Below are 26,497 nucleotides of genomic sequence, written 5' to 3' on the forward strand. Positions count from 1 at the left end.
AGCCATCCACCCTTCCCCATCGGGTCACCGGTTCTCTGCACCGGATCAAACCAACGGTCAGGCATTGGTTGGGGCAATGAATTAGGCAACAAGCCAGATAGATGAATTCTTCGCAAACCAACATTTTTATATCGTGCGCGATATAATTACAAGCGACTTAATTGCATGGCTCGCATTCTCAATTTTATATCGTGCACGATACAATCGTGTGGTACTTAAAATCATCAACCAAACAACGCCGCATCGCGGCACGGATGCTTAAAGGATCAAAATCATGAACACATTGAAAACGACGATTGCTTCTGCGGCGTTTGCATTGGCCGCCACCCTGACCGGTACCACCGCGCTGGCAAACCCGGTTCTTGAAAACACCACCCGGAACTTCATCGATGCATTGGCCGCATCCGGTGGCCCGGCTATTTATACCCTGACCCCGGCACAGGCCCGTGATGTTCTGGCCGGTGCGCAATCTGGCAACATCGCCAAACCGGCTGTTGATATCACTGATACCGTCTTCCCGGTGGGGCCGACCGGCGAAACCCGGGTGCGCATCATCCGCCCGGCGGGCAATCAAGACCGCCTGCCGGTGATCGTTTATTTCCACGGTGCAGGCTGGGTCATGGGCGATACGGGAACCCATGATCGACTGATCCGCGAACTGGCAACACGCGCCAATGCCGCCCTTGTTTTTGTCGATTATGAACGATCCCCCGAAGCAAAATATCCGATCGCCATCGAACAGGATTACGCAGTGACCAAATACGTTGCCGATCACGGCGAACAGCTTAACGTCGATCCGACCCGTCTGGCGATTGCCGGGGATAGTGTGGGCGGTAATATGACGGCGGTGGTTTCACTTCTGGCACAGGAACGCGGCGGCCCGGCAATTGCGACACAGGTTCTGTTTTACCCGGTGACGGATGCCGATTTTGATAATGGCTCCTATACCGAATTCGCCACGGGCCCATGGTTGACCAAGGAAGCCATGAAATGGTTCTGGGACCAGTATCTTCCCCAAGGCATTGATCGGACCGATCCCAAAATCACCCCGATCCATGCCAGTCCCGAACAGCTTGCCGGTCAGGCTCCGGCACTCGTCATCACCGATGAAAACGACGTCCTGCGTGACGAGGGCGAAGCCTATGCCCGCAAACTTTCACAGGCTGGCGTGAATGTCACAACCGCCCGCTATAACGGCACGATCCATGATTTTGTCATGCTTAATGCGCTGGCCGACACCCCGGCCGCCAAAGGTGCCATTGCCCAGGCGGGCCAATATCTGAAAACCGCCTTTTACGGCGAATAACGATCACAACTTTTCGGGGGCGCGGTTGCGCCCCCGCCCCCCCGGCGACATATCAATCAGGGCAAGCCCCTCACCGTCGGGTTCTCAAAACTACCGAACCATCACGTTCAAACAAAGGATGAAAACCATGTCTGTAGATGTAAAATACCGCGCAACAGCAAGTGCAACCGGCGGCCGTGACGGACGCGCAACAACCGAAGACGGCAGCCTCGATGTCAAACTGACCACGCCCAAGGAACTTGGCGGGGCTGGCGGCGAGGGCAACAACCCCGAACAGCTTTTCGCCATGGGCTATTCCGCCTGCTTCATCGGTGCGATGAAATTCGTCTCCTCCCAGGGTGGTCCGAAAATCCCGGCGGATGTCTCGGTCAAGGCGGTTGTCGGCATCGGCCCGCGCTCCGAAGGCGGCTTTGGTATTGCGGTTGACCTGCATGTCTCGCTTCCGGGCCTTGATAAGGCAGAGGCCGAAAAACTTGTCGAAGAAGCCCATAAAATCTGCCCGTATTCCAACGCAACACGCGGCAATGTCGATGTGACATCACACATCGCCTAAGCACTTCAGAAGCCCTCCCTTCTGAACGAACCCGACGCCCCCGTTCCGGCTCATTCGTTCAGAAACCAAGCCCGGTGCGTTTTCCCCTGGACGCTACCGGGCTTTTATTTTGCCCGCATACCGATTTAATACCGCTATATCCGAAAAAATATAGCGGTCACAGGCTCGGATAAACGCCGGAATAAATCCCGGGATAAATACCTGCATCTTCAGGGCAATTAACAGTTGCCCGATCCGCCCAACCCTCCGATGATCCTGATCAACCAACCAGAACAAACCTAAAATCAAACAGGAAACATCCATGTCCAAACAGATTACCGTTCTTGCCATCGCCCGCGCCAAACCGGGCATGGAAGCCGAACTTGGCAAACGCCTGCTGGCAATGGTCGAACCATCGCGCACCGAAGAAGGCTGCATCAGTTACGACATGCACCAGTCAAACGAAGATCCTGCCGTCTGGATGGCCTACGAAACATGGCGTTCGGACGAAGACCTTACACTTCATTTCGAAAAGCCCTATCTGCGCGCTTTCGCCGAAACCGCCGAAGAAGTCGTCGCCGAACCGATCAACATCCAGAAATTTTCGATCAAATCGTGACCATATCTCCTTTGAAATTAAAACCGCTCAGCCCTTTCTGTTGCTCGGGTTCCTGCCCTTGCTGATTACGCTTTTCCTCTCCGCCTTCACATCCGCCACCATCCTGCCCGGCACATCCGAGGCGGCACTGGCTGCCTTTGTCGCGTCGGGTGATTATGCAGTTTGGTTGCTGGTGGCGGTGGCAACACTTGGTAATGTGCTGGGATCCTGTGTGAATTGGGGGCTTGGGCTTTATATCGATCATTTTCGTGATCGCCGTTGGTTCCCGGTGTCGCCCGCGGCCCTTGATCGTGCGTCACGCTGGTTTTCGCGTTACGGGATGTGGTCGTTGTTGTTGGCGTGGTTGCCGATTATCGGTGACCCACTGACCCTTTTTGCCGGGGTCATGCGGATACGTTTCCTGCCCTTTATCATTCTTGTGACCCTGGGCAAGGCCGCACGTTACGTCATGATTGCGGGTGGAACCGGCTGGATCGCAAGCCTGTGGGGATAGAGTCCCTAAAATTCCCATGAAACAAAAATACAATAAAAAATCAAAACTCGTGAATTATCGAAAAAACAATACCCATCACATATAAATAAAAACATAAGTATGTTGATAGTATTTCCACCGCGTGTGCTTATAAAAGACTCACTAATCAAAATAATAACGCGTGAATATTTTTCCGAATTTCACGATATTAATGGGAGTTTATTATGAACATGGAAATTCCAGTCTGGACGAAACCCGCAATTTGGGGCGGCATTATCGGTGCTATCGCGATCACCGTCGTCGGTTTCAGCGCGGATATGATTGTCACCAGCAGCACAGCGACCGAAATGGCCAATAGCCAGAGTAAGGAAGCAATGATTACCGCCCTTACCCCGATCTGTGTTGCACAGTTCAAGACCCTGACACCGACAAACCAAACAATGCAGTTGGCTGCGCTTAAGCAGGAAAGCTCGTACAAACGTGATGATTTCGTCATCGCGCAGGGCTGGGCCACCATGCCGGGCAACGCAGAACCAAGCAATGAAATTGGCAATGCTTGTGCCGCTCAGTTGATGAAACTGACGGAAAGCTAAGCGGATCCCCTCCCCCGAGGTAAATGATCCGCCCAAAGCGGCATTCGGGATAATCCCCGGATGCCGTTTTTATATGCGTGGTCCTGATCACAACACATTACCGTCTGGCTCATCACCACAAGGGCAATTTTGTTCAATAAACATTTTGCACTTCCGGGCAAGTTGACCTCAAACAAGAAATGTTTGAGGAACCCCATCCATGATGACCACCCCCACCACAATCCCCCCGGATGCTATTGTCGCAACGGTTACCACCAGCCTTTATCTTTCCATGGCGGCCTTTGCGCTCGCTTCCTCGATCACGCCGGGGCCGGTGAATATTCTGGTACTAAGTTCCGGGGTGCATCATGGCTTTCGCCCGTCGCTTCGCCTTGTGTTTGGCGCAACGGCCGGTTTTTGCCTGCTTTTGCTGTTGATCGGGCTGGGCCTGCATCAATTGCTTGATGTCTTTCCGCAATTAACCACCGTTATTCAATGGGCCGGGGTGGCATTTTTGCTGTTTATGGCGGTGAAACTGGCGACCGCATCCGGCGAATTGGGCAAGTCAGAGACGCACAAAGGCCCCTCGATGATCACCGGGGCCGTGATGCAATGGGTTAATCCCAAGGCCTGGCTGGCTTCCATCGCCGGGATGGGGGCCTATGCCGCCAATGGCGCGCCCATCCTGATCTGGGAATTTACCGCACTATATTTCGTGATCTGCTTTGCCTCAATCGCGTGCTGGGCCTATGCCGGGGCGTTTTTGCGCCGTTTTTTGCACGACACCAAACGCATCCAACTGTTTAACCGCATCATGGCCGGGCTGCTGGCTGCAAGTGCCGCCTATCTTATCCTTGGATAGGATTGCTGCAATATGATCAGGCCGCCTGCGCCAAGGCATATTGGCGCGGTGTAACCGCCATCAGGCGTTTGAAAACGCGCTGAAAATGCGCCTGATCGGCAAAGCCGCAATCAAACGCCACATCGACAATCCGCTCGCCACGTTTAAGCGCATGACGAGCGCGTTGTATCTTGCAATTGATCAAAAACGCATGTGGTGTCATGCCAAAGGCCTGCTTGAACGCACGAACAAGGTAGGACGGTGAAACACCCGCCGCAGAACAGATATCGGCAAGCGTGACCGCATCGGCACAATGGGCACGGATATAGGATGCCGCCCGGCGCATCTTGCGATTATCGCCCGCCCCGACATCGGAACGCCCGCCCCGACGATCAAGCCGCCCCTGAAGCCCGGTGAAAAACGACACCATCGCCGTTTCTTTGCCAAGCGCATCGCGATCACGATCAAACAACGCATGGCCAAGCCCGGTCAGATCGCGATAAATCGCCGGATCATTGGCAATAATATCGCCAAACATCGCAAAATCACCGGCAACATCGGCACCGATTTCAACCTGAAGATCGCGCAGCCAAACCGTATCGACATAGATCATCTGATAAGACCACAAAACCCCGTCAACCGGGTTGCACGCATGGACATCTTCGGGATTGATCACCACCACCGATCCGGTTTGCACATCATGGCTGTGCCCCCGGTTCCAACAGGTACTGGCCCCGCCGGTGATCGCGCCGATGGAAAACGTATCGTGGCTGTGCTTTTCATAGCAAACCCCGCGCCCGTCGCGCACGCGCTGCGCCTCGACAAACGGCAAAGCCGCGTCGCGCCAGAAACGCTGGTTGTTGGATTTTGCCTTGGCCACCGCCATCCCCGCACCATCTATCAGACTGAAATCGCGAAAATCCGAAGATAGGGAAATTTCCCCTGTGGCACCAGCAAGCAGACCTGCTTATATTCCCTCAAATGTTCGATGATCGTTCCGATCCCACGCCGAAGTTTTTACCGCCCAACGCACCCATCATGGTCGTCGGATTGCGGCATGCTGTGTTTTTGACCCCCGATGGCGAGGTCGAAGAACTGCCACATGGGGCGGCGGTCAAGCGTGCGCGCGCGCAACGTCCGATATTGGTCCATACCCCGGCATCAGCACGGCGGATGAAATCCGATCCGTTTCCGGCCCATGATTTGCTCGAACTATTTGCCTTTGTCCGCCCGGCACAGTTTTGTGTGCCGACCCCGCGCGGCCTTGCGCTGGCCACCGGACAATCCCCATCCGAAGACCTGATCGGTCAGGCCGAAGCCCTGGCCGAGGCGATGAAGCGCCTGCTCCAGGAACTTGCCACCCTCCCGCGGGAAAAACGATCCCGTGCGCTTTCCATCGCATGGCCGATGGCGCGCGGGCAATGGATGTGGGGCATACCGGTTTTGGCCGCACTTGGCGGGGATGGCGACGGGCCGCATAAATTTGCCGTCTATGAAGGTTTGAAAATCTGGAAAAAACTGGGCGAATGGGCCGAACATGCGCCGCCGCCGCCGCCCGGCAACAATCCGGTTGATCCCAAGGACGCCCGCGACCGGCTTAAAAAGCTGTTGGGCGAAGGGGCCGAAGACCGCCCGCAACAGGCCGATTATGCATCGGCGGTTTGTTCCGCATTCGCACCCCGCACCGCCGAAGGCACCCCCAATATCGTTCTGGCCGAGGCCGGAACCGGCACCGGCAAGACGCTGGGCTATGTTGCCCCGGCATCGGTCTGGGCCGAAAAGAATGACGGCGCGGTTTGGATTTCGACCTATACCCGCAATTTACAGCGTCAGATCGATCAGGAACTGGATCGGCTTTATGATGACCCCAAGGACAAGCGCCTGAAGGTCGTCGTGCGCAAAGGCCGGGAAAACTATTTCTGTCTGCTGAATTTCGAAGAAGCCCAACGACCGCTTGTGCAAAATCCGCATCAGGCCATTCCGCTCGGCCTGATTGCGCGCTGGGCCGCAACCACACGCGATGGCGATATGGTCGGCGGCGATTTTCCGGCATGGCTGACCGAATTGATCGGGTCGCGCTTTACCAGTGCGCTGGCCGATCAACGCGGCGAATGCATTTATGCCGCCTGCCCGCATTATTCGCGCTGCTTTGTCGAAAAAACCGTCCGGCGTGCGCGGTCAGCCGAAATCGTCGTTGCCAATCATGCGCTGGTGATGGTGCAGGCCGCCCTGGGCGGGCTGGATGATGCATCGATGCCGACCCGCTATGTCTTTGACGAAGGCCATCATTTGTTTGATGCCGCCGACAAGGCCTTTTCCGCCCATCTGACCGGGCAAGAAGGGGCAGAACTGCGCCGTTGGTTGCTTGGCGCGGAAAACAAGGGCCAATCACGCGCACGCGGGCTTAAACAGCGGCTTGAAAGCCTGATCACGGATCGGGACGAGCTTCGCGATGCCGTCAATGCCGTGATTGTTGCTGCGCAATGCCTGCCGGAACAGGGCTGGTTGATGCGTATCCATGATGGTGCTGAACATGCCAAAGGCCCGGCCGAAACCTTTTTGGCCCATATCCGCGCCCAGGTGATGGCGCGCGCATCAGATGGCGATCGCGGTTATTCGATTGAAACCGATTGCAAACCGGCGATTGATCCGGTTCTGGCCAGTGCGGCGGATCTTGATCGGGCGCTTACAGCACTTGAAAAACCGGCCAAAGCCCTGATTAAAATCATTGCCCATATGCTTGATGAAAAGGCCGATGAACTTGAAAGTGCGGAACGTCAGCGCCTTGACGCCGCCATCCGGTCGCTTGAACGCCGTGCGATCATGCAGGTTGCGGCATGGCGGGCGATGCTGGAAAGTCTGGTCGATGCCACCCCGGCAGAATTTGTCGATTGGTTTGCCATTGAACGGCAATTTGGCCGCGATTTTGATATCGGCATGCACCGCCATCATATCGACCCGACCCTGCCCCTGACCGCCGCCCTCGCCCCTTCTGCACATGGGCTGGTGATCACATCGGCGACCCTGCGCGATGGTACGGGCGATGAGATGTTTGATTGGGCCGTTGCCGAGGACCGCACCGGGGCATCCCACATGCCCATGCCCGCGATCCGGGCGGCGATGAAAAGCCCCTATGACTACGCCAAGCAAACCAGGGTTTTCATCATCAATGACCTTGGCCGCGATAACCCCGATCATGTGGCCGCCGCCTATCGCGAGCTGTTTTTGGCATCTGGCGGCGGTGCGCTTGGCCTGTTTACCGCCATTACCCGGTTGCGTGCGGTTTATGAACGCCTTTCCGGGCCGCTAGATGATGCCGGGTTACAGCTTTTGGCACAGCATATTGATGGTATGGATGTTTCGACCCTGATTGATATTTTCCGGGTGGAGCGCGATGCCTGCTTGCTGGGCACCGATGCCATTCGTGATGGCGTCGATGTGCCAGGCGACAGCCTGCGTCTTATTGTCTTTGACCGCGTGCCATGGCCGCGCCCCGATATCTTGCACCGGGCGCGCAAGGCCGCGTTCCACGGCGCACGTTATGACGATATGCTAACCCGGCTTCGTATGAAGCAGGCGTTTGGTCGTCTTGTTCGCCGTGCGGATGATCGGGGTGTGTTTGTCCTGCTTGATAATCGGATGCCATCACGCCTGCTCGGCGCATTTCCCGATGACGTCGAAGTCCAACGGGTCGGCATGCGCGAAGCGATCGAGCAAACGCGGGCGTTTTTGCACCCCAAATCGCCGGGCTAATCTTATACCCTGCGCGAACATCGTCGCCCCCGTATAAGTAAAATCAGCCCTGCTTGCGTTCGTCGACATTCCCAACGCCCAAATTGCTGATAAGCAACTCTTTAAGCGCATCCGCGGGTACCGGCTTACTAAAAAGATAGCCTTGCCAATTGTTGCAAAGATACTCGCGCAACAAAGCTAATTGCGCTTCGCTTTCCACACCTTCTGCTATCACATTTAAATTAAGCTTGCGCGCCAACGCAATGATGGCGGTAACAATCGCCGCATCATCAGGATCAGAGGTAAGACGCTGGATAAAAGAACGATCAATTTTGACCGTATCAATGGGAAGACGTCGAAGCTGACTTAATGACGAATACCCCGTCCCGAAATCGTCGATGGAAATAGAGACCCCTAGGCCTCTTAACTTGGCCAAAACGGCGGATGCACGGTGGACGTCGTGTAAAAACACACCTTCCGTCAATTCAAGCTCCAACCATTGGGTCGCCAAGCCGGTCTCTTTCAGAACCCGTATGACCTCTTCAACCAAATAGCTTTGCTCGAACTGTCGCATCGACAAGTTTACAGCAACCCGTATCGGCGGCAGGCCTTCGTCTTGCCAAGCCTTGTTTTGGGCGCATGCCGCACGCAGAACCCATTCTCCGATATCAAAGATCAGACCGGATTCTTCTGCCAAGGGGATAAAGGTATCTGGTGAAATAAAGCCCTTTTCCGGATGCCGCCAGCGCAACAAGGCTTCGGTTGACACGATCAGCCCGCTCGCGCAATCAAGTTGCGGCTGATAATAGAGCTCGAGCTCACCTTGTTTTATGGCCTTGCGCAGGCCGTTTTCCATGTCCAGACGCTCGGAGGCCTGGGTACTCATATTCAGCGTATAAAACTGGTGACTGTTCCGCCCCGACCGCTTGACTTTGTACATTGCCGTGTCGGCGTTACGGACCAGAAACTCTGCCTCTTTACCATCTTCTGGATAGATGGAAATGCCAATGCTGGCACCAAGAAAGAACTCGCGTCCGCCAAGAATAAACGGAAGAGACAGCGCCTTAATGATATTGCGTGCAATCAAATCGGCGGTTTCTATTCTCGTTATATCAATCAGGATCAGCGTGAACTCATCACCACCAAGGCGTGCCACGGTATCGCTTTTCCGCACACAGCCCTGTATTCTTTCGGCAACCATCCGCAACAACTGATCACCCATGGCGTGACCTAAAGTATCATTCACGTTCTTGAAGTGATCCAGGTCCAGAAACAGGACGGCAAGTAGCTGTTTATGGCGTTCCGCCTGGGCAATCGCCTGTTGCAAGCGATCCCGGAAAAACGCCCGGTTTGGCAATTCGGTTACGGTATCATAATTGGCAAGATGATATTCCTGCTCACGGACCTTTTCCAATTCCCGATAGGCCTTGGTCAGTTCCCGTGATTTCTTGCGTTCCGCCTCTGCCGTGGCCGCCTCTGCCGCAAGTTTCTTTTCCTTTTCCGCACTCAGCCTAAGCTCATCAAGCAGCGATTGCAGTTCGCGGTTTTTCCGTTGAACCTCAATCAAAAGCTCTGCTCTTGAAAGCTGAATAAGCAGTTCCCTCTTATTCTTTACAAAACTTTCGGTCGGTTTAAATGCTGGGTCCTGAATGCGCTTAAAACCAACAAGACATGCTCCGCCATTTCCAGTCATAGGCACATCTATTCGGTCAAAAAACACACTCGCCTTTTGAACAATCGACGGCGTAACGCTGCCTTGAAAAATCAGCACCAAGTCGACGCCAAACTCTCGCTTGTCAAAACCGACAAAAACACTCGTATTTCCGTCTGCCTGATACAGGCTTCGACACAGTTCCGAGGTGATGACAGCAAGTCGCGTGCAGGTAACGGAATCAAACTTCAAATCTTCGGCCAAAAGCCGCAATTTGTTTCTTGCACCGACAATGGCGGCAGAATCCTGAATAAGGATTGTTCCAAGCTCGATCATTTTCTAGACCTTGACCACGATGCATCCAACATCGTCATCTTTCTTGCCGAGCTCGTTGATCATGCGGTTAACAATGGTTTGCGGGTCGCTTTCCATCAATCCCTCAATCATCGATAAATCAAGGTGGGAAGGCACACCGTCGCTGTGCAAAATAAGAACGGCACCACGCGGGATGGTCAACGTCTCTTCACGGGGGGTTGACATGATGTAGCCCACCACACCGTCTCTCGGCACCAAGGTAATACCCGTTGGGGCATGTAGTTTGGTGGTGATGTTGCCCACACCGGCGTATTTCAGTTCGTCCTTGCCATAATCAAGCCTGCATAACGCAACAGCGGCGCCCCGCGTCCCTTTCAGGTGCGCATGCAGTGCCTGCATGATATCGACCAAACTGTCCTTCTGGCTTATTTCCTCCAGAAAGCTTTTGGCACGAATAGCGATATCGCTCGCTTCGGGGCCATGGCCCAAAACATCCAGCTGCGCAATGAACAACCCGTCATCCAATTCGACAACAAGCCCCATATCCCCACAGACACCTTCGGCCTCGTGCATATGGGGGCGCAAGCCTACGGCATAATTGCGCTGCTCGTGTGTTAAAGCCATTTACGCGCCACAATCATCGTTCCAATCTGCCGTTCTGGATCGATATAAAACTCGTCCATCAACCGTTTGACCCCCGGAAGCCCAAGGCCCAATGTCCCTCCGGTGCTGTACCCTTCCTTAAGAGCCAGGGCGATGTCTTTTATACCCGGACCAGCGTCCTCGGCGATCACTTCAAAGCCCCATTTCCCGTCGACTTCAACCGCTTGTACCGCGACTTCCCCTGCCCCGGCATAGACAAAGATATTTCGGGCCAGTTCACTAACCGCTGTTGCGATCATAAACCGCGCGGTCTTCTCAAAGCCCATTTCCTGCGACAGGGATTGCGCTGCATAAATGGCCTTGGCCACGTCCGCTTCGGCCAAAACTTCAACACGGTGTTCATTTTTTTTCATTTTAAAATCCGGTCCCCCCAAAAAAACCTCTCAATCGTCATACGCGCCTATTGGCCTTCGTCGACATAAAGATCGGCTTCGTCCTCTGCGTCCTCGGCCCAATATTCAGCATCCTCATGCGTCATATCCTCTTCCGGGATATTCAAAACAGAGGTCGCTGGTGACACAACCGGTTCCAGTTGGCTGATAGCGTGATCAAGCGTTAACGCAGTATGGATGTCCCGCACACCAATGCCGAGATCGGTTAGCGCCCCGGCCAAAGCAGGGCGGATGCCGATCAATATCGTCTGCGCACCAATCAAGGCCGTCATCCGGCAGATATCGACAAATATCTGGGCAATAAAAGAATCGATGATCTCGACAACGGATACATCGATAATGACGCCTTTGACGCCTGTATCATTAACCTTGTTAAGTATATCTCTTTGAAGTTGCTGCAAGACTTCGTCATAGAGTTCAATCTGAATCGGGACGATAAGACAGCCACGCATAACATGCATGCCAACGCGCGAAAAAGTATTTGCCCCCTCCACTGAGTGACCTCCTATAACACGGCCCGATAAGCTTATTTCCTCTTACCGGGCACCTTGGGTTCGTTGCAGTTTAAGGGGGTTATTTCCGCAAAGGCTGAACAACCGGCGCACCCAAAGCGATCGGTTTAATTTCAAGGCCCAGCACCTGAAATGCATGAATAAGGGCGTCGCGTATCGTAACGCGCGTTACGACGTCAGACAGCGGAATACCCAGCTGAACCAAAGTCTGTGCAATCGCAGGCGAAATACCTGAAACGATGCACGTACAGCCCATAAGCCGGCAGGCCTGAGTGATTTTGATAAGATGGTTTGCCACAGCGGTGTCGACCACCTCAACACCAAGAATGTCCAGAATGATGATTCTGGCTTCAGTCTCTTCAATCTTGGTCAGCATCGCGGTCATGATCGCTTGCGAACGCATGGAATCTACGACCCCAACAATCGAGAGCATAAGAATGCGATCCCAAAGCAGCGTAACCGGCAATTCCTTTGCCAAATCAACCGGGCTTTCGTAAGTCATTTTCCGTGTTCCATATTCAATTGGTTACCTGGATTATCACCACTGCCAACACCCAAAGGTGGAAAATGACAGTAAAAAAATACAATCTCAGGTATACACTAAGTAATATTAACAAATATCAGCCGGAGACTAATGGCATCTTCAAATAAAAATAACAATTTTTTTATTTGAAGCAAACTCAGGCAGTAAATTAATTGCTACAATTTAAAATTGAACCATTATTGTTATTTGAAATGTTATTTAATTATTTAAATGAGTCTTAAATACAAAAACAACAATGAAATATTATACTTAGATATATCTCTGGCCTGTCTGGCCATTTGGAATCCATACGGTTTGAGACATATTTTTCAACCTGTAATACCCTTGAATCCCGGACCTAATAAACATCCTCTTCAAAGCCTCAAAAATGCAGTTCAAACTCTCAAACTTAAGAATTGATCATCTGCATTCTCACTTTTACCTTTCAAACAATCCGCTTTCTGACCTTTAGCTTTTTTGCACACCAAAAGCCGTAATGAGCCACACGCAGATGATGCTGGCGGACTAGCCGGATCATCTGCGCTCTGAAGAAAATGACTTGATTTAGGGAGATGCTTGTTTGAGCTAGGGTCAGGACCCATTAATTTGTTTGAAATGGTCAATCAGATTTGTGCGGATACGCGAAGCAAAACCGCAGGAAGATATTTATCTTTCAAGGTATTGCGACAAAGTAGCCCGTGCAAATCCGATTGATCCACAGGACAGGTGTTATATTTGCGAACTCCGGCGTCAAATCCCTTGTTCGGGATGCCGACCCGATCAGCGGGCTTTTCCTTGGATTTCGCAAATATAACACCTGCCATTCCAATCAAATTAATGAGTCCTGACCCTAAGGGTTACACAAAACGCTCTGTAATCGTCTTGTGCGCAGGAGCAAGATTGCGCTTCAATCCGATTTTCGCCGGACTGGCAGCCAAGATTGGAGCAACAGGGCCAAGAATTTCTAATCGGGCACTGTGCCTAACCCCTTTTTGCCACGGCTCCCATCGCCATCGCAACCATCAGGTAACTAAACCCTGACGACAGCAGATTAATGCCCAGCAAAAGCCCAATCGCCCAAGTCGCCGAGCTTGGCAGTTCGGCAAAGATCAGCCCGCCAGCCAAAACCGCAATCCCGCCGGAAATCAGCATCCATTTCCAGCCGGGAAACTGGCTGTACCAAAATGCCATGGTGATTTCGAGGATGCCCTGCAAAACAAAGGCAATCGCCAAAAGCGCGGTCAGGGTCACGATGCCCGCCAGCGGAAAGAACGCCAGCCACCCCCCGATCAGGGCAAACAACACACCCTGAACAATATCGATCCAGCGGCGTGTCAGGCTTTCGGTATTCAACGCGCCGTAAATATGGCCCGCCGCCCCAATGATAAACAACCAGCCGATCAGGGTTTTAGCCGCAATTGTCGTGGCAAAGGGAAAGGCCAGCGCGATGATGCCAAGAACCAAAAGAACAACACCAAAAATCCGCAACCGTTTCCGCCCCTTGTCCATCAATGCCATCATTTCCGGTGTGCCGTCATTAACGATAAGTGTCATCACCCTGTCCTTTTTGTCCAAACCTGCCGCTTGCCACTAATCATCACCATCCACCAGGTCCGCATGAATATTGTGCACCAAAGACAGACGTAACGCATTGGCAATCGCAATCACATCAATACCTTCCTGAAGCACCGCCCCCATCACCGGACTGATATAGCCCAGGGCAGCAAACCCCATGGCGATGATTGATAACACCATACCGCCGATCACACTTTGCAAAAGGATACGGCGCATGGTGATGCTGATGTGAAACAGTTCGTCCACGGTCTGAAGCGAGCTTTCGGGGATTACCGCCCCTGCGGCCTCGGCCGTGACGGAGCTATGCTTGCCAAAGGCAATGCCAACCGTTGCCACCGCCAATGCCGGGGCATCATTGATGCCATCCCCCATGAAAAGGGTCGGCGCATTGGCGGCCTCGCGGCGCACAATGGCAACCTTTTGTTCCGGGCTTTGCGACGCAAGACTTTCATCAATGCCCAGCAATTGCGAAAGGTGGCTAACCTCGCTTTCGCGGTCGCCCGATAACAACATGATTTTTTTGAAATGATGCACCGGGCCCAAATGCCCGACGAAATGTTTGCCATCGGCGCGCGGGTTATCGCGAAACCGAAACGTCGCGGCATAAGCCCCATCCACCATGATCGCACATTCAAGGCCACTGACACTGGGCGGCAGGATATCAACCATCGCCGGATCACCTGCGATCAGTTTTTTACGATGCGTTACCGCAACATCATGCCCATCCACCGCCCCGGTCAATCCCTGCCCCGGTTTTTCCGAAACGCGCGCCACATCGCCCAGCGCAAGCTTGCGATCCTTGGCCCCGGCCAAAACCGCCACCGCCAACGGATGCTTGGAATAGCGTTCCAGACTGGCCGCAAGGCGCAGCACATCGCTGGCAGTTCGGCCCGTAACCGGCAAGATTTCGACCAGTTCCGGTCGGCCATAGGTCAGCGTGCCGGTTTTATCAAAAATCGCGGTTTTACAGGTTGGCAATCGTTCCAGAACCGTCGGGTCGCGGATCACAATACCGCGCCGGGCGGCCATGGAAATCGCACTCATGATCGTGATCGGAATGGCGATTAAAAGTGGGCAGGGCGTTGCCACAACAAGAACCGCCAAAAACCGCACGGAATCACCGCTAAGATACCAAGCAATAAACGCCACCAACAGCGCGAAAGGTGCAAACCATGCCCCGATCTGATCGCCAAGTCGGCGGATTTTCGGGCGTTTTTGTTCGGCTTCTTGCATCACCTGCATGATCTGGGCATAGCGGGACTCACGTGCGCGACGTTCGGCGCGCACCACCAGAACCGCATCGCCATTAATCGCCCCCGAAAGCACCGATGCCCCCGGTGCCTTGCTAACCACATAGGGTTCCCCGGTCAGATAGCTTTCATCCATGCTGCCATGACCATCGACAACCACCCCATCGACCGGGGCGGTATCATGGGGGAATACCGCAATCAAATCGCCGATTGCAATATCATCCAACCCGATATCGGTAATGTTTTCGCCGTCTTTCCGATGCGCCACCGTCGGCATACGATCGGCCAGCGCATTAAGCGCCGAGGATGCCTTGCGCATGGCGAAAGCTTCAAGCACCTGCCCACCGCTCAGCATCAGGATAATCAGCGATGCCGCCAGATATTCGCCCAGCACAACACCAGTAATAAAGGCGATAACCGCCAGAAAATCCGCCCCGAAATCGCGTTGCAACAGCTTAAGGACGATTTCAACAATCAGAACCCCGCCGCCAAATGCCACAACCCCGAAAAGCGGCCAATCCATTGTTGCAAAGCCCAAAACCGGCGCCATTGCAATCGGCATCAAGGCAAAATGCGCAACAATCCCGATCACGGTCAAGGCCAGCACCGCCCGGTTAAGACGAACAGCCGACCACAAAGCTTTTTTGGGCGATGGCACGCCCGCAGGCTGATCAGCAGGCATATCGGGTTCTCCGCAAATTGCTAATGAACTAAAAGGTCCGGCCCTTTATCTAAACAGACTAATCCGAAACCGGGGGTTCGCCGAAAACTATTTATCAATCATGACCGTGAAGGAACCCGCCCCATGCGCCTTGTTCCGCGGCCAAGCAAGCGTGTCACATGCGCGATTTGGCAGGGCCATTAACGGGTAAAAGATCCTATTGAACCACGGCGATTCTCGCCAGACTCGATACTGCCCGACGGCAACGTCATCATGAAGACGACATCGCGGTTTTATGTATTTTTTTAAAGTGCATCCACGATGAACCAGTCGGGCGTACATCATCGCGTGCAAGGCAGGCCAACGGATTTCAATTGTTATAGGAACGATTATAAAAAAGGATCGATAAGTGGTTCACACGAACAGGTTTTGACACCCCGTCTTCAAGGGACTATTGAAAGCTTGTATCTGTCCAGAATGGATTGAAATCTGTGTTCAGAAGCCGCCAGATATATTGGGCCATCAGACGCAGCCTATCGGTTGGCGTTGCGTGCTTTTTGCTGGCCAATGCATTGATGTTTGGCTTCATGCATGCCCCGGTTGCGCTTGCCAATACGGCAACGGCGACGGATGCGAACACAGGGCAAAGCTTCATTCCCCTGATCATCTGTACGGCCAACGGAATTAAAACAATTTCCGTTTCGCCCGAACTTGCCACCGGCAGCACGACATCACCGCATAGTTCCAACGCCTATGAAGGCTTCCAATGCGCAATTTGCGGTCTTGGCAATCATGCGGTCGGCCTGCCCGTCGACCCGGAAATGCCAATGATCTTGCGTGTGCGGCTGTCCAATTCGGTCACCGCCCTTCATATTACCGCACGCCTGCATGATTTCTGCGCGATTGCGGCATCCCCCCGCGCACCACCCTTCCCCGTTTGATCCTTAATCCGGCTGGCCTTATCCCGCTTTCCCCATAACGGAACCGGCATATCTGGCGCGGCTGTCTTCAAATTATTGTTGAAATCCCGGGTACGGCTTTATGGGTCGGGCGCATGCGCCAACAGGCTGCCATACCCGTGGATAAACGGGGATATCGTGATGTCAAACGCATCAAAAATCACATCCGGGGGCCATTCTGGCCAACCCGATGCATTGCCCGCACGTGCCAAGGCGGCACCCAAGGGAACAAGCAGCATCTATCGCGCTGTCTGGCGCTGGCATTTTTATGCGGGCCTTCTGATCCTGCCTTTCATGATCATGATGGCGATCACGGGGGCGGCTTATATCTATCGTGATGAAATTGATGACTGGGTCTATTCCGATCTGAAATTCGTCACGGAAATGGATGTGCCACCACTGCCCATGAGCACCCAGATAGATGCCGTGCGTTATTTTGTTGGCGATACACCGGTCAAAATCATTCCACCGGCCAGCCCGGATCGCAGCACCGAAATCGTGATTGCGACATCGGGCGGGGACAAACGGGCGGTTTATGTTGATCCCTATACCGGGCTGGTACTGGGTTCGATGCCTGATCGCGGTACGGTGATGTGGTTAATCCGTCGCATCCACAGCTTGGCCGAATTTGGCACCATCCCGAACTACATCATCGAAATAGCATCAGGCTGGAGCATCCTTTTGGTCGCAACCGGCATGTATCTTTGGTGGCCGCAGGCAAATCAAAAAGGCGGGGTTGTTACCCTGCGCGATACGCCCAAACGCCGCCGCTGGTGGCGCGATGCCCATGCCGTGACCGGGATTTTCATCGGCCTGTTTATTGTCTTCATGGCCGGAACCGGCATGTTCTGGTCGGTCTTCTGGGGCAAATATGCCAATGAATTTGCCAATGGCACGCCCAATGGCTATCCATCAGGCGTGCGCGTGGATGTCCCGCTTTCGACCGTCCCGATGATCGAGGCCTTTGGTGATACCGGCTGGACCACGGAAAACATGCCCGTTCCCCTATCTGTTGACGGCGGCCCGCTGGCAACCGGGACCACGGCAGCAGCATCGACCCTGCCCCAGACCCAGACCCAGACCCAGACCCGGATCGGGATTGACACGGCAATTGCCCGCTTTACCGAACTTGGCATCGCGCCGGGCTATGCCATTTCCCTGCCCAAAGGCGAAACCGGTGTTTACAGCGCTTCGGTCTATCCCAACGATCTTGATCAGCAACGCGTGATCCATCTGGATCAGTATTCGGGACGGACCCTGATCAATATGGGCTATCACGACTACGGTATTTTTGGCCGGATCATGGAATTGGGGATCAATATTCATATGGGTCAGGAATTCGGGGTGCTTAACCAGATTTTTCTGCTCGTGATCTGTGCGCTGATTGTCTTCATGTCGGTTTCGGCTGGTGTGATGTGGTGGAAACGCCGCCCGGCCGGATCGATTGGCATTCCGCCTTTGCCGCGCAATGCGCGCAGCATGACCATTGTTGCCGCCATTCTTGCCATCGGTGGCATCATTTATCCGACGGTTGGCGCCTCCATGATCGTGATCTGGTTGCTTGACTGGCTGTTTGTTGCCCGTCCGGCGCGGGCCATGCGCACGGCCTGACCGGTTGATCGCCTTCTTGGCCGCTTGGCCAACATGAAAATCTGGTGTCGATACGCGGCACCCCGCAAATTGCCGCGTATCCCCCTTGTGCCATCGGGAGATTCCCATGAACAACGCAGACGCCTTAAAACAGCTTGAAAAACTTGCCGAAAACCCGGCCCTTGATCTGGGGGCAAATGTTGCCCTTGGCCATCACGAAGATGATGGCGATCATGTCTATCGCATCCTGAATGGCCTTGTGATGCAATGTCATTATGGCGAAGACGGTGAACGTCAGGTGTGCCGCGTGTTTCGCCCGGGGGATCTGATTGGCCTTGAAACCGTTGCCGAACCGGGGCTGCCCTTGATTAGCGAAACCCTGACAGCAACCGTTTTGATGCGCATTCCGGTCGCCCGCATCCGGGATGCGCAAACCACCAATCCCGAACTGCAGCACGCCATCCTGCGCCTGCTGGCGCGTGAAGTAGTCGATGGCTATAACTGGAAGATCAATCTGGGGACTGGATCGGCGATGCGCCGGATTTGCCGGTTTCTGCTATGGAGTGCCAAGGATGAATATTGCCCTCTGCCAACACGTGACAAGCTGGGCAGCATCATCGCCACCACCACCGAAACCGCCAGCCGCATGATTGCCGACCTTCGGCGTCAGGGTGTCTTGCGCAAAAGCCGGTCCCGCCCGGCAACTGTTGTGATTGACCGGGATCGTGTGCGCCAAAAGGCCGGTGACTTCTGGGATTATCACGCTGCCTGATACGCAATGTCCGCGCCCTTTAATTAAAAAGGACACGGACATGATAATGAAAACCGGGAAATGCGGTCGCGCGGCTAAACCATAATCAGTGCGGCCGCTCGTTCCCGCCAAATGGCACGTCAAAGGCCATGGTGACGTTCGATTTCAACAGCAATTCAAACTCGCTGGCCGGGATCGGCTTGCTGAAATAAAAGCCCTGCACCTCGTCAACGCCTTCAGACACGATGCGTTCAAGCTGCATTTCGGTTTCGATCCCCTCGACATTAACCGCCATGCCGAATGACCGTGCAAGGAAGACCACCGCACGCACAATCGCCGCATTGCCATCGCGGCTATCAAGATCAATGATGAATGACCGGTCGATCTTGATCTTGTCGACCGGGAACCGTTTAAGATACGCCAGCGACGAATAGCCGGTGCCAAAATCATCAATCGCAATCCGGATCCCCTGATTTCGCAGGATGCCCAGCGTAATCGCCGCTTCGCGCGGATTATCCATCACCGCACTTTCGGTAACTTCAAATTGCAGTTGATTGGGGTTCAGTCGCGACTGTTCCAAAACATTGCCAACGCTTTCGATCAGGTCTTCGTGCCGTGCAAGTTCCAACGGAGAAAGATTGACCGAAATCGTCAATTCGCCATAACCGGCATCAACCCATTCACGTGTCTGATTACAGGCCTGATTAAGTACCCAGCGGCCAACATCGGCAATAATGCCCATGCGTTCGGCAACCGGGATAAAATCAACCGGGCTAACCTGACCGCGTGATGGATGGAACCAGCGTACCAAGGCCTCCATCCCGATGATCCGGTGGTTCGCAATATCAATGATCGGCTGATAGAAAAGCTCCAGCTCGTCATTTTCAATCGCATGGCCAAGATCACGTTCAAGCGCCTTGCGTTCCTGCACTTCGACCTGAAGACGCGGCTCAAAGAAATGGTATCGATTGCGTCCTTCGGCCTTGGAACAATAAAGCGCCAGGTCAACATTCCTTAACAGGTCTTTTTCATCGCGGCCGTCTTGCGGGAACAGGCAGATACCAACCGATGTCGATACCTGAATCTCGTTCCCCTCAAGCATAAAGCGTTCGGAAACACGTTCGATCAGGCGCTGCGCGACAAAGGTCACTTCCTCGGCGGTGCCCGGATCATGGATCAGAACCGCAAATTCATCCCCGCCCAGACGCGCCACCACATCCTCGTTGCGCAAACAAACGCGCATGCGTTCACCAACGCCCTGCAACAGCAAATCGCCAATCGGATGGCCCAGCGTATCGTTGATGTCCTTGAAGTTATCAAGATCAAACAACATCAGGACAAAGCTGCGTTTTTCATGCTTGCCACGCTTGACCGCCGCGGCCAACCGTTCCTGAAACAAGGTCCGGTTCGGCAAGCCCGTCAACCCGTCATGATGGGCCAGGAACTGAATGCGGGCTTCGCTGCGTTTGCGATCGGTAATATCGGTAATTGATCCTTCGATCAGGATCGGCAATCCCTTGTCATCTCGGATAAGTCGGGCGTTTTCCTCGACCCAGATGATTTTGCCATCGCGGCACCGCATTTCGGCCTCGAACCCCTGCACCACACCGTCGCGCAACAGCTTGCCCATCAGGCGGCACCGGTTGGTCGGGTTCAAATAGCAATCGCTGAAATCGTTATGAGGCGACAATAATTCATCTGCACTGTCATATCGAAGGATCGACACAAAGGCCGGGTTCGCCGACAGAATTTCACCCAATGGCCTGCTTTGATAAAGTCCCTCGGCGGAATTTTCAAAAATACCGCGATACTTTTCCTCGGCCAGACGCAAGGCACGCTCGACCGACAGTTTTTCGGTGACGTCCTGCCCGATACAGATCACACCTGCAACGTCGCCATCTTCGGCAAAATGCGCCCGTGCATTCCATTGCAACAGGCGGACTTCGCCATCCCGGCGGCGGAATGATATGACTTCATCCTTGATGATTTCACCCGATATCAGACGCCTGATTGCCTGACGCACCTGATCACGTTCACCATCAAGCAACAGGAAATCAAAAAAGTTCTGACCGGCGGCTTCCATCCAGGAATAGCCAAAAGTCCATTCACATTCGCGATTATATTCCAGAATGCGGCCTTCGGAATCAAGAAACAGAATGACACTGCCCGCGGTCTGAACAAGGGCGCGATAACGTTCCTGACGACGGCGCAAATCATATTCGGCCTGACGGCTTTTGGTGATATCGGTAACGGTAACGCTGTATCCCAACAGCAACCCGCCTTCGCCACGGATATCCGTGGCATTGATTTCCACCCAAAGCTGACTGCCATCCTGACGGCGCATTTCAACATCGCGCGAGTGAATACCATGCCCTGCAATCAGGTCACGGCGCAGTTCTTTAAGGTCTTCAATCCGGGCATAGAATTTTTCGCTTTTGCTGACATAAGCCTGGCGCAATTCACGCACATTTTCATAGCCGAACAAAGTTGCTGTTTCTTCATTCACACTGGTCAGCGTGCCGTCTGCGGCCAGATCAATAATCCCGTGAACCGCATTTTCAAGCGCCCGGCGATAGCTTTCCTCGCGCGTGCGTTCTTCTCCGAACAGGGCAACGGCGTCCTGTGCCGGCAATGGCATCCGCTGCCATTGGTAAATCCGCTGTCCGTAATGAACGGTGCGAATCTCGTCCCAGTCGGCAATGTCTTCGCCTTCTTCGATCAGCGCGCGTTGCCCGGCTGGCCGCATCAGGGACATGGCACTGGGCAACCCGATTTCAAGCGCGGCCTGTTCGGCCGCCTTGTTGCAAAATCGCAAACCGCCATCGCGTTCAACCACCAAAACCGGCTGCGGCGAAATAAGGACCCCGGTCCCCGTCGTCGCATCGGCATCCTGAAGCGCGATGATCCGCACATAGACCTGATCAGCATGGGTTAATTGCCAGGCAAAAAACTGAACATCATGCCCGTCGATCTTATCCACACGCGAAAAATAACCAACCGTTTTAAGGGCTTCGGCACTGATTTCCCGGATGTTTCGGGCAATTTCAGGATGTGCATCAATCATGTGCCAAGTATCCTTGGCCAGATCGCTGGTGATCATCTGCGCCCATGGCGCATTGACAAGAAGGCTTTCGCCGATCGGATCATAGATCCCCGACGGGACACGAAGATGCCCAATCAATGCCGCAAGAATCCCCGCAACATCGTTCGAAATGATAGCTCCCATACCCGGCTTATTCGTCATTTTTGTTATCGCTGCGAGACCATAACTATTACCCCATCTGCTGCAAAGGCAAATTTCATTCCAAAAAGATAATACGAAGCATTCCGATTGCTAACATATTGTATCTTATGACTATCCCCTGCGGATCACAGCAGCCATGCACGACCGTGCAGCCTGTCCCCCTGCGCTCCGACCCGCAAAGGATGCCGCATAGTTCACTACGCAATCATTAAAATCCTGAAGATTTAATCGGTTAACTGTTGCCGAGGACGGAATACCGTCCTAGGGTCTTATTCCATCAGAGTTGTCACAAGCCCCCATCCGAGACGTCGACGTTTGGCAAAGATACCGTCAACCGACGTCCATCCGGAAACAGGAGTTACCAACGTGATATCACATCAGGATGCCTTGATTTACACAATGGTTATGGTGTCGGCCTCTGATAATGACATCACCGATGCCGAACTTTCCGCCATGGGACGCCGGGTCCGCTATCTTCCGATTTTTGCCGGTTTTGACAGCGACAGTGTGACTGATGTCGCACGCGACTGTGCCCAATTACTTGCCAAGGAAGACGGGCTCGATAGCACGCTTGATATGATCCGCGATGCATTACCGCGCAAATTGCGCGAGACGGCTTATGTCTTTGCCTGCGAGATTGTTCTGTCTGATAGCGAAATCAGTCAGGAAGAACTTCGCATTCTCGAACTGATCCGTCACCGGCTTGATATTGACCGTCTGGTTGGCGCTGCCATCGAACGTGCCATGGCCGCACGTTATGTGCGCCCTGGCGATTTCTAGAACCCAGCTGAAAACGATCGTATAATTTCCATCCGACGATATAACGTCGGCCCATAACAACGGAACCCGACACACCCCGACACAAACTCTGATGAAACGCGCATTAAATCGGGCCATTGCCCCTAATTGCTGCTTTCTTTGTCGGACCAATATGTTATGGCCGTGTTCGCAATTTTGCTGCCGTGCCCCCCGGTTCACCTGACCGGGAGGTTTTTGATCGTCTGATCGCTTTTGTCGACCGCCAAACAAAGGATTAATCGTCATGACCGCACTTGCCGGGGAAAATATTGCTTTCATCGGTTTGGGACTGATGGGGCGCCCGATGGCGCTCAATCTTGAAAAAGCAGGGGCAATCCTGACGGTCAATACCCGCAACCCCGAAACTCTGAACGCGTTTGATGATCTGGGCGTTGCCACCGCCCCGACCCCGGCCGGTGCCGTGGCTGATGCCGACATTGTCATCATCTGTGTTGCCAATACCGAAGCCCTTGAAAACGTTCTTCTGGGCGAAGACGGCGTGATTGACGGCATGGAAGAAGGCACCATTGTCGTTGATATGGGCACCACCGCAATCAACGCCACCCGGCGCTTTGCCGATGCGGTCGAGGCCGCAGGCGGACATTGGATCGACGCACCGGTATCGGGCGGAACCCACGGTGCCGAAAACGGCACCCTGACCATCATGGTTGGCGCCGAGGAAGAAGATTTCAACCGTGTCCACCGCGTATTTGATGTTCTCGGATCGCGTGTTACCCATGTTGGCGAAATCGGATCAGGCCAGATAGCCAAGGCCGCCAATCAGATGATCGTCGGCATTACCATCGGTGCCGTCGCCGAAGCCTTTTCAATGGCCGACGAGGCCGGGGTTGATCTGGCAAAAATGCGCAGCGCCCTGACCGGCGGGTTTGCCGATTCTGCGATCCTGCAAAAACACGGCGAACGCATGATCGAACGCAATTTTGAACCGGGCGGCAAAGTCGTCACCCAGCGCAAGGACCTGTATCAGGCGCTTGAATTTTCCGAAGGCGAACTTGGCCTTGAACTGCCTTTCTCGCGCCTCGCACTTGAACTCTACGAAGAACTGATCGAACTCGGCGGTGGCGATCTTGATCATTCCGCCCTGATCAAGATTTATGAAGACGAATAACCCCGCCAAACCGATTGAAACGGTTTCGATCCTGACCTGTCCGCAATGCGGCCATCAGGAACGTGAAACCATGCCAACCGATGCATGCCAGTTTTTCTATGATTGCAAGGGATGCGGCGCGGTTTTACGCCCGCATCCCGGCGATTGTTGCGTGTTTTGTTCCTTTGGCAGCGTGCCCTGCCCACCGGTGCAACTTCATGGCAAGGATCGCGGCGGCACATGCTGCGGATAGCTGCGGATAACCACACCTAACAGCGCGCAACCACCACTCACACGGCCAAATGCTTGCCAACCCGATACAGATAAAGTCGATCCGATCCGGATTTCATCGGGATTTCGCCAAAGGCCTGCCAACCGGGAATGGCAAAGGCACGTGAAATCACGATCCCGCCGGGTTTCATCCGTCGGGTCAGCGTATCACCAACATCCGCCATCACCCGTGGGTCCAAAAAACACACAACAACATCCCCCGGATCACGGTCCAGCGTTCTGAAATCCGCCCGGATCAGCGTCAGGTTTTGCAGGTGCGTCACAACCGCCCGCATCCGGCTAATCGCATAGGGCAAGGGTGACAGCTCAATACCGGTTACCGTGATATCAGGCCGTGACCGCGCGATATCGATCACAAGATCGCCCCACCCCGATCCGAAATCGGTCACCTTGCAAGGGTCCTTGGGCAAATAGGCGATGATTTCGTCCCGTGCCGCGCGCAGGCTTGGCATCGGAACGGCACGTAACCGCATGGCATAAATCAGGATCAGGGCAACAATTGCGCCCAGAATGACAAGGATCGATATTTCGCTCATTGGCCCGGTAAACTATCCTGATAAACTGTGTTAGGGTCCGAAACTATTCCTGCCACAGGGTTTCGTCCCCGGCAAGTTTTCCACCCATGCATTGCAGGCATCCATCGCACCATGAGCCAAGACCCTAATAGCCGTATCGACGACCTTGAATCCCATATCGCCCATCTTGAAACGGCGATAAATGACATGTCCGACATGATCAAATCCCAATGGGATCGCATTGATCTTTTGGAACGTCGGAACAAATTAGTCGCCGAAGATATGAAACGACTTGTCGATTTCCTGCGGACATCACCTGATGATGATGCCCCGCCGCCGCATTATTGATGCGCAACAACGCCCCAGCATAGCGGCCGCGCCCCAACATAAGGGTGAAACCCTCGTGAGCAACGCCTATCTCGATATCCCGACATTTGATGACTTCACCAAAGTCCTTGATCCCGATATTTACCATACATTGCCAGATGACTGGTGGGTTGGAACATCTGATATCGCCGGATCAACCAAGGCGGTTGCCGCCGGGCGTTACAAGGCCGTCAATATGGTCGGGGCATCGGTGATTGCCGCGGTTAAAAATGCCGTCGGACATTCCGATTATCCATTTTTGTTTGCGGGCGACGGGGCAACAATTGTTTGCCCGCCGGAAAATATCGATGCTGTCCGTAATGCCCTTGCCGCGACCGCGACCTGGGCGAAAGAATCCCTTGATTTCGATCTGCGCATTGGCCTGATCCAAATCCGCGACATTCAAAAATCGGGTCGCAACGTCCGCATTGCGCGGTTTCAGGCATCGGAAAAACTGGCCTATGCGGTTTTTTCCGGACGCGGGATTTCCTGGGCCGAAGAACAGATGAAACAGGGCCAGAACCTGATTTCCCCCGCCCCGCCCGGCACCCAGCCCGATCTGACCGGGCTGTCATGTCGCTGGGCACCGATTGTCGCCGAACAAGGCTGCAAAATACTATCGCTGATCATGTTACCGCGCGAAAACCGCGAACAGTTTGATCACTGTGCAACATCGCTATTTGGCATCCTTGAACAAAATAAACGCCAAAGCAATCCGGTCCCTGAATCTGGCCCGGATTTCAAGATCGGCTTATCGGGATTGCGCCTTGAAGCACTTGCAACACAAGGCACCGAAGGATCAAAATTCCGCGCATGGTGCAAGACCATCTTCATTTCTTGCGTCGCGCTGTTCCTGTTTGTGACCAAGCGTAAACTTGGCAATTTCGATCCGGTGCATTACCGCGAACAAACCAAGCTTAATACCGATTTTCGCCGTTTTGGCGACGGGATTTGGCTGACACTGAACTGCTCAGCCGCACAAATCAGCCAAATCGAAGACCTGTTATCTGCGGCCGAAAATGCGGGCGACATCTGGTTTGGCATCAAGCAGCAAAACGAAGCCCTGATGACGTGCATCGTGCCCGATATCAACAAAGACTCGCACCTGCATTTCCTTGATGGTGCAGATGGCGGCTATACCGCAGCAGCCAGCATCTGCAAGGCCAAGATGAAACAGGCCGCCGAACGCGACCAACATGCAAACACCGCATCAAATTCCATACCCTAATGCATTTCTTGCATCAAAGGACGGTTTGCAC

At 53.8% G+C, this 26,497-nt stretch carries 25 protein-coding genes; 15 read left to right on the forward strand and 10 right to left on the reverse strand.

Annotation, left to right across the window (positions count from 1 at the left end):
* The first annotated feature begins 274 nt into the window (after positions 1-274).
* From TALK_RS13170 to TALK_RS13205, 6 genes are all read left to right on the forward strand, one after another.
* A complete protein-coding gene (locus TALK_RS13170) occupies positions 275-1,306 on the forward strand; it encodes an alpha/beta hydrolase (RefSeq protein ID WP_085619585.1) in 1,032 nt (343 codons plus the stop codon).
* A 127-nt stretch (positions 1,307-1,433) separates the two neighbouring features.
* Complete coding sequence (locus TALK_RS13175) at positions 1,434-1,859, forward strand: organic hydroperoxide resistance protein (RefSeq protein WP_085619587.1); 426 nt, start codon at positions 1,434-1,436, stop codon at positions 1,857-1,859.
* 301 nt (positions 1,860-2,160) lie between these two features.
* A complete protein-coding gene (locus tag TALK_RS13185; protein ID WP_085619591.1) occupies positions 2,161-2,457 on the forward strand; it encodes a putative quinol monooxygenase in 297 nt (98 codons plus the stop codon).
* Between the two features lie 58 nt (positions 2,458-2,515).
* A complete protein-coding gene (locus TALK_RS13190; protein WP_085619592.1) occupies positions 2,516-2,950 on the forward strand; it encodes a YqaA family protein in 435 nt (144 codons plus the stop codon).
* 203 nt (positions 2,951-3,153) lie between these two features.
* Complete coding sequence (locus tag TALK_RS13195; protein ID WP_085619593.1) at positions 3,154-3,522, forward strand: hypothetical protein; 369 nt, start codon at positions 3,154-3,156, stop codon at positions 3,520-3,522.
* A gap of 199 nt (positions 3,523-3,721) precedes the next feature.
* Positions 3,722-4,363, forward strand: coding sequence for a LysE family translocator (locus tag TALK_RS13205; protein WP_245829884.1), 642 nt, complete (start codon positions 3,722-3,724; stop codon positions 4,361-4,363).
* Positions 4,364-4,379: 16 nt separating this feature from the next.
* Here the strand turns inward: TALK_RS13205 and TALK_RS13210 are convergent, their stop codons facing one another.
* On the reverse strand, positions 4,380-5,222 hold the full coding sequence (locus TALK_RS13210) for an AraC family transcriptional regulator (protein WP_245829886.1): 843 nt from the start codon (positions 5,220-5,222) through the stop codon (positions 4,380-4,382).
* Positions 5,223-5,323: 101 nt separating this feature from the next.
* Between TALK_RS13210 and TALK_RS13215 the strand changes: the two genes are divergently transcribed.
* The gene (locus tag TALK_RS13215) at positions 5,324-8,095 is read left to right on the forward strand and encodes an ATP-dependent DNA helicase (protein WP_085619596.1); all 2,772 of its coding nucleotides are present in this window, start codon (positions 5,324-5,326) and stop codon (positions 8,093-8,095) included.
* A 43-nt stretch (positions 8,096-8,138) separates the two neighbouring features.
* On the opposite strand, the gene TALK_RS13220 is transcribed toward TALK_RS13215, so the two are convergent.
* From TALK_RS13220 to TALK_RS13255, 7 genes are all read right to left on the reverse strand, one after another.
* Positions 8,139-10,061 carry a putative bifunctional diguanylate cyclase/phosphodiesterase gene (locus TALK_RS13220; protein WP_085619597.1) on the reverse strand — a complete coding sequence of 641 codons (1,923 nt, stop codon included), beginning with the start codon at positions 10,059-10,061 and terminating at the stop codon, positions 8,139-8,141.
* Positions 10,062-10,064: 3 nt separating this feature from the next.
* A complete protein-coding gene (locus tag TALK_RS13225; protein WP_085619598.1) occupies positions 10,065-10,664 on the reverse strand; it encodes a SpoIIE family protein phosphatase in 600 nt (199 codons plus the stop codon).
* Positions 10,655-11,056 (reverse strand): ATP-binding protein, encoded by a 402-nt coding sequence (locus tag TALK_RS13230; protein ID WP_085619599.1) that lies wholly within the window; start codon positions 11,054-11,056, stop codon positions 10,655-10,657. Before TALK_RS13230 ends, TALK_RS13225 begins: the two co-directional genes overlap by 10 nt.
* Positions 11,057-11,103: 47 nt before the next feature.
* Positions 11,104-11,547, reverse strand: coding sequence for an STAS domain-containing protein (locus tag TALK_RS13235; RefSeq protein ID WP_211274819.1), 444 nt, complete (start codon positions 11,545-11,547; stop codon positions 11,104-11,106).
* A gap of 121 nt (positions 11,548-11,668) precedes the next feature.
* On the reverse strand, positions 11,669-12,109 hold the full coding sequence (locus TALK_RS13240; RefSeq protein WP_085619601.1) for an STAS domain-containing protein: 441 nt from the start codon (positions 12,107-12,109) through the stop codon (positions 11,669-11,671).
* Positions 12,110-13,111: 1,002 nt separating this feature from the next.
* The gene (locus tag TALK_RS13250; RefSeq protein ID WP_085619602.1) at positions 13,112-13,684 is read right to left on the reverse strand and encodes an HdeD family acid-resistance protein; all 573 of its coding nucleotides are present in this window, start codon (positions 13,682-13,684) and stop codon (positions 13,112-13,114) included.
* 36 nt (positions 13,685-13,720) lie between these two features.
* Positions 13,721-15,637, reverse strand: coding sequence for a heavy metal translocating P-type ATPase (locus TALK_RS13255; protein ID WP_085619603.1), 1,917 nt, complete (start codon positions 15,635-15,637; stop codon positions 13,721-13,723).
* A gap of 470 nt (positions 15,638-16,107) precedes the next feature.
* Here TALK_RS13255 and TALK_RS13260 point away from each other — a divergent pair, with 470 nt between their 5' ends.
* From TALK_RS13260 to TALK_RS13270, 3 genes are all read left to right on the forward strand, one after another.
* A complete protein-coding gene (locus TALK_RS13260; RefSeq protein WP_245829888.1) occupies positions 16,108-16,557 on the forward strand; it encodes a DUF2946 family protein in 450 nt (149 codons plus the stop codon).
* Positions 16,558-16,716: 159 nt separating this feature from the next.
* Positions 16,717-18,186 (forward strand): PepSY-associated TM helix domain-containing protein, encoded by a 1,470-nt coding sequence (locus TALK_RS13265; protein ID WP_085619605.1) that lies wholly within the window; start codon positions 16,717-16,719, stop codon positions 18,184-18,186.
* A gap of 106 nt (positions 18,187-18,292) precedes the next feature.
* A complete protein-coding gene (locus TALK_RS13270; RefSeq protein ID WP_085619606.1) occupies positions 18,293-18,937 on the forward strand; it encodes a Crp/Fnr family transcriptional regulator in 645 nt (214 codons plus the stop codon).
* A gap of 85 nt (positions 18,938-19,022) precedes the next feature.
* Here the strand turns inward: TALK_RS13270 and TALK_RS13275 are convergent, their stop codons facing one another.
* Positions 19,023-22,160: a sensor domain-containing protein gene (locus tag TALK_RS13275; protein ID WP_245829890.1), complete on the reverse strand. Its 3,138-nt coding sequence runs from the start codon at positions 22,158-22,160 to the stop codon at positions 19,023-19,025.
* 366 nt (positions 22,161-22,526) lie between these two features.
* Here TALK_RS13275 and TALK_RS13280 point away from each other — a divergent pair, with 366 nt between their 5' ends.
* The 3 genes from TALK_RS13280 (at position 22,527) to TALK_RS13290 (ending at position 24,319) form a co-directional block, all read left to right on the forward strand.
* The gene (locus TALK_RS13280; RefSeq protein WP_085619607.1) at positions 22,527-22,940 is read left to right on the forward strand and encodes a tellurite resistance TerB family protein; all 414 of its coding nucleotides are present in this window, start codon (positions 22,527-22,529) and stop codon (positions 22,938-22,940) included.
* Positions 22,941-23,202: 262 nt separating this feature from the next.
* Positions 23,203-24,087, forward strand: coding sequence for an NAD(P)-dependent oxidoreductase (locus TALK_RS13285; protein ID WP_085619608.1), 885 nt, complete (start codon positions 23,203-23,205; stop codon positions 24,085-24,087).
* On the forward strand, positions 24,074-24,319 hold the full coding sequence (locus TALK_RS13290; protein WP_085619609.1) for a GDCCVxC domain-containing (seleno)protein: 246 nt from the start codon (positions 24,074-24,076) through the stop codon (positions 24,317-24,319). Before TALK_RS13285 ends, TALK_RS13290 begins: the two co-directional genes overlap by 14 nt.
* A gap of 37 nt (positions 24,320-24,356) precedes the next feature.
* On the opposite strand, the gene TALK_RS13295 is transcribed toward TALK_RS13290, so the two are convergent.
* Complete coding sequence (locus tag TALK_RS13295) at positions 24,357-24,893, reverse strand: SAM-dependent methyltransferase (protein WP_085619610.1); 537 nt, start codon at positions 24,891-24,893, stop codon at positions 24,357-24,359.
* Positions 24,894-25,004: 111 nt separating this feature from the next.
* On the opposite strand from TALK_RS13295, the gene TALK_RS13300 reads away from it, so the two are divergent.
* Complete coding sequence (locus TALK_RS13300; protein WP_085619611.1) at positions 25,005-25,220, forward strand: SlyX family protein; 216 nt, start codon at positions 25,005-25,007, stop codon at positions 25,218-25,220.
* A 55-nt stretch (positions 25,221-25,275) separates the two neighbouring features.
* Entirely contained in the window at positions 25,276-26,466 is a 1,191-nt protein-coding gene (locus tag TALK_RS13305; protein ID WP_245829892.1) for a DUF3095 domain-containing protein, read from the forward strand.
* The last annotated feature ends 31 nt before the right edge of the window (positions 26,467-26,497 follow it).

Source organism: Thalassospira alkalitolerans (genome assembly GCF_002115745.1).
Taxonomy (GTDB): Bacteria; Pseudomonadota; Alphaproteobacteria; order Rhodospirillales; family Thalassospiraceae; genus Thalassospira; species Thalassospira alkalitolerans.

Excerpts from the sequence above, each read along its gene's own strand:
- TALK_RS13170 (WP_085619585.1), top strand. The coding sequence starts at position 275 with ATGAACACATTGAAAACGACGATTGCTTCTGCGGCGTTTGCATTGGCC.
- TALK_RS13175 (WP_085619587.1), top strand. The coding sequence starts at position 1,434 with ATGTCTGTAGATGTAAAATACCGCGCAACAGCAAGTGCAACCGGCGGC.
- TALK_RS13185 (WP_085619591.1), top strand. The coding sequence starts at position 2,161 with ATGTCCAAACAGATTACCGTTCTTGCCATCGCCCGCGCCAAACCGGGC.
- TALK_RS13195 (WP_085619593.1), top strand. The coding sequence starts at position 3,154 with ATGAACATGGAAATTCCAGTCTGGACGAAACCCGCAATTTGGGGCGGC.
- TALK_RS13205 (WP_245829884.1), top strand. The coding sequence starts at position 3,722 with ATGATGACCACCCCCACCACAATCCCCCCGGATGCTATTGTCGCAACG.
- TALK_RS13215 (WP_085619596.1), top strand. The coding sequence starts at position 5,324 with ATGTTCGATGATCGTTCCGATCCCACGCCGAAGTTTTTACCGCCCAAC.
- TALK_RS13220 (WP_085619597.1), bottom strand. The coding sequence starts at position 10,061 with ATGATCGAGCTTGGAACAATCCTTATTCAGGATTCTGCCGCCATTGTC.
- TALK_RS13225 (WP_085619598.1), bottom strand. The coding sequence starts at position 10,664 with ATGGCTTTAACACACGAGCAGCGCAATTATGCCGTAGGCTTGCGCCCC.
- TALK_RS13230 (WP_085619599.1), bottom strand. The coding sequence starts at position 11,056 with ATGAAAAAAAATGAACACCGTGTTGAAGTTTTGGCCGAAGCGGACGTG.
- TALK_RS13235 (WP_211274819.1), bottom strand. The coding sequence starts at position 11,547 with ATGCGTGGCTGTCTTATCGTCCCGATTCAGATTGAACTCTATGACGAA.
- TALK_RS13240 (WP_085619601.1), bottom strand. The coding sequence starts at position 12,109 with ATGACTTACGAAAGCCCGGTTGATTTGGCAAAGGAATTGCCGGTTACG.
- TALK_RS13250 (WP_085619602.1), bottom strand. The coding sequence starts at position 13,684 with ATGACACTTATCGTTAATGACGGCACACCGGAAATGATGGCATTGATG.
- TALK_RS13255 (WP_085619603.1), bottom strand. The coding sequence starts at position 15,637 with ATGCCTGCTGATCAGCCTGCGGGCGTGCCATCGCCCAAAAAAGCTTTG.
- TALK_RS13265 (WP_085619605.1), top strand. The coding sequence starts at position 16,717 with ATGTCAAACGCATCAAAAATCACATCCGGGGGCCATTCTGGCCAACCC.
- TALK_RS13270 (WP_085619606.1), top strand. The coding sequence starts at position 18,293 with ATGAACAACGCAGACGCCTTAAAACAGCTTGAAAAACTTGCCGAAAAC.
- TALK_RS13275 (WP_245829890.1), bottom strand. The coding sequence starts at position 22,160 with ATGACGAATAAGCCGGGTATGGGAGCTATCATTTCGAACGATGTTGCG.
- TALK_RS13285 (WP_085619608.1), top strand. The coding sequence starts at position 23,203 with ATGACCGCACTTGCCGGGGAAAATATTGCTTTCATCGGTTTGGGACTG.
- TALK_RS13290 (WP_085619609.1), top strand. The coding sequence starts at position 24,074 with ATGAAGACGAATAACCCCGCCAAACCGATTGAAACGGTTTCGATCCTG.
- TALK_RS13295 (WP_085619610.1), bottom strand. The coding sequence starts at position 24,893 with ATGAGCGAAATATCGATCCTTGTCATTCTGGGCGCAATTGTTGCCCTG.
- TALK_RS13300 (WP_085619611.1), top strand. The coding sequence starts at position 25,005 with ATGAGCCAAGACCCTAATAGCCGTATCGACGACCTTGAATCCCATATC.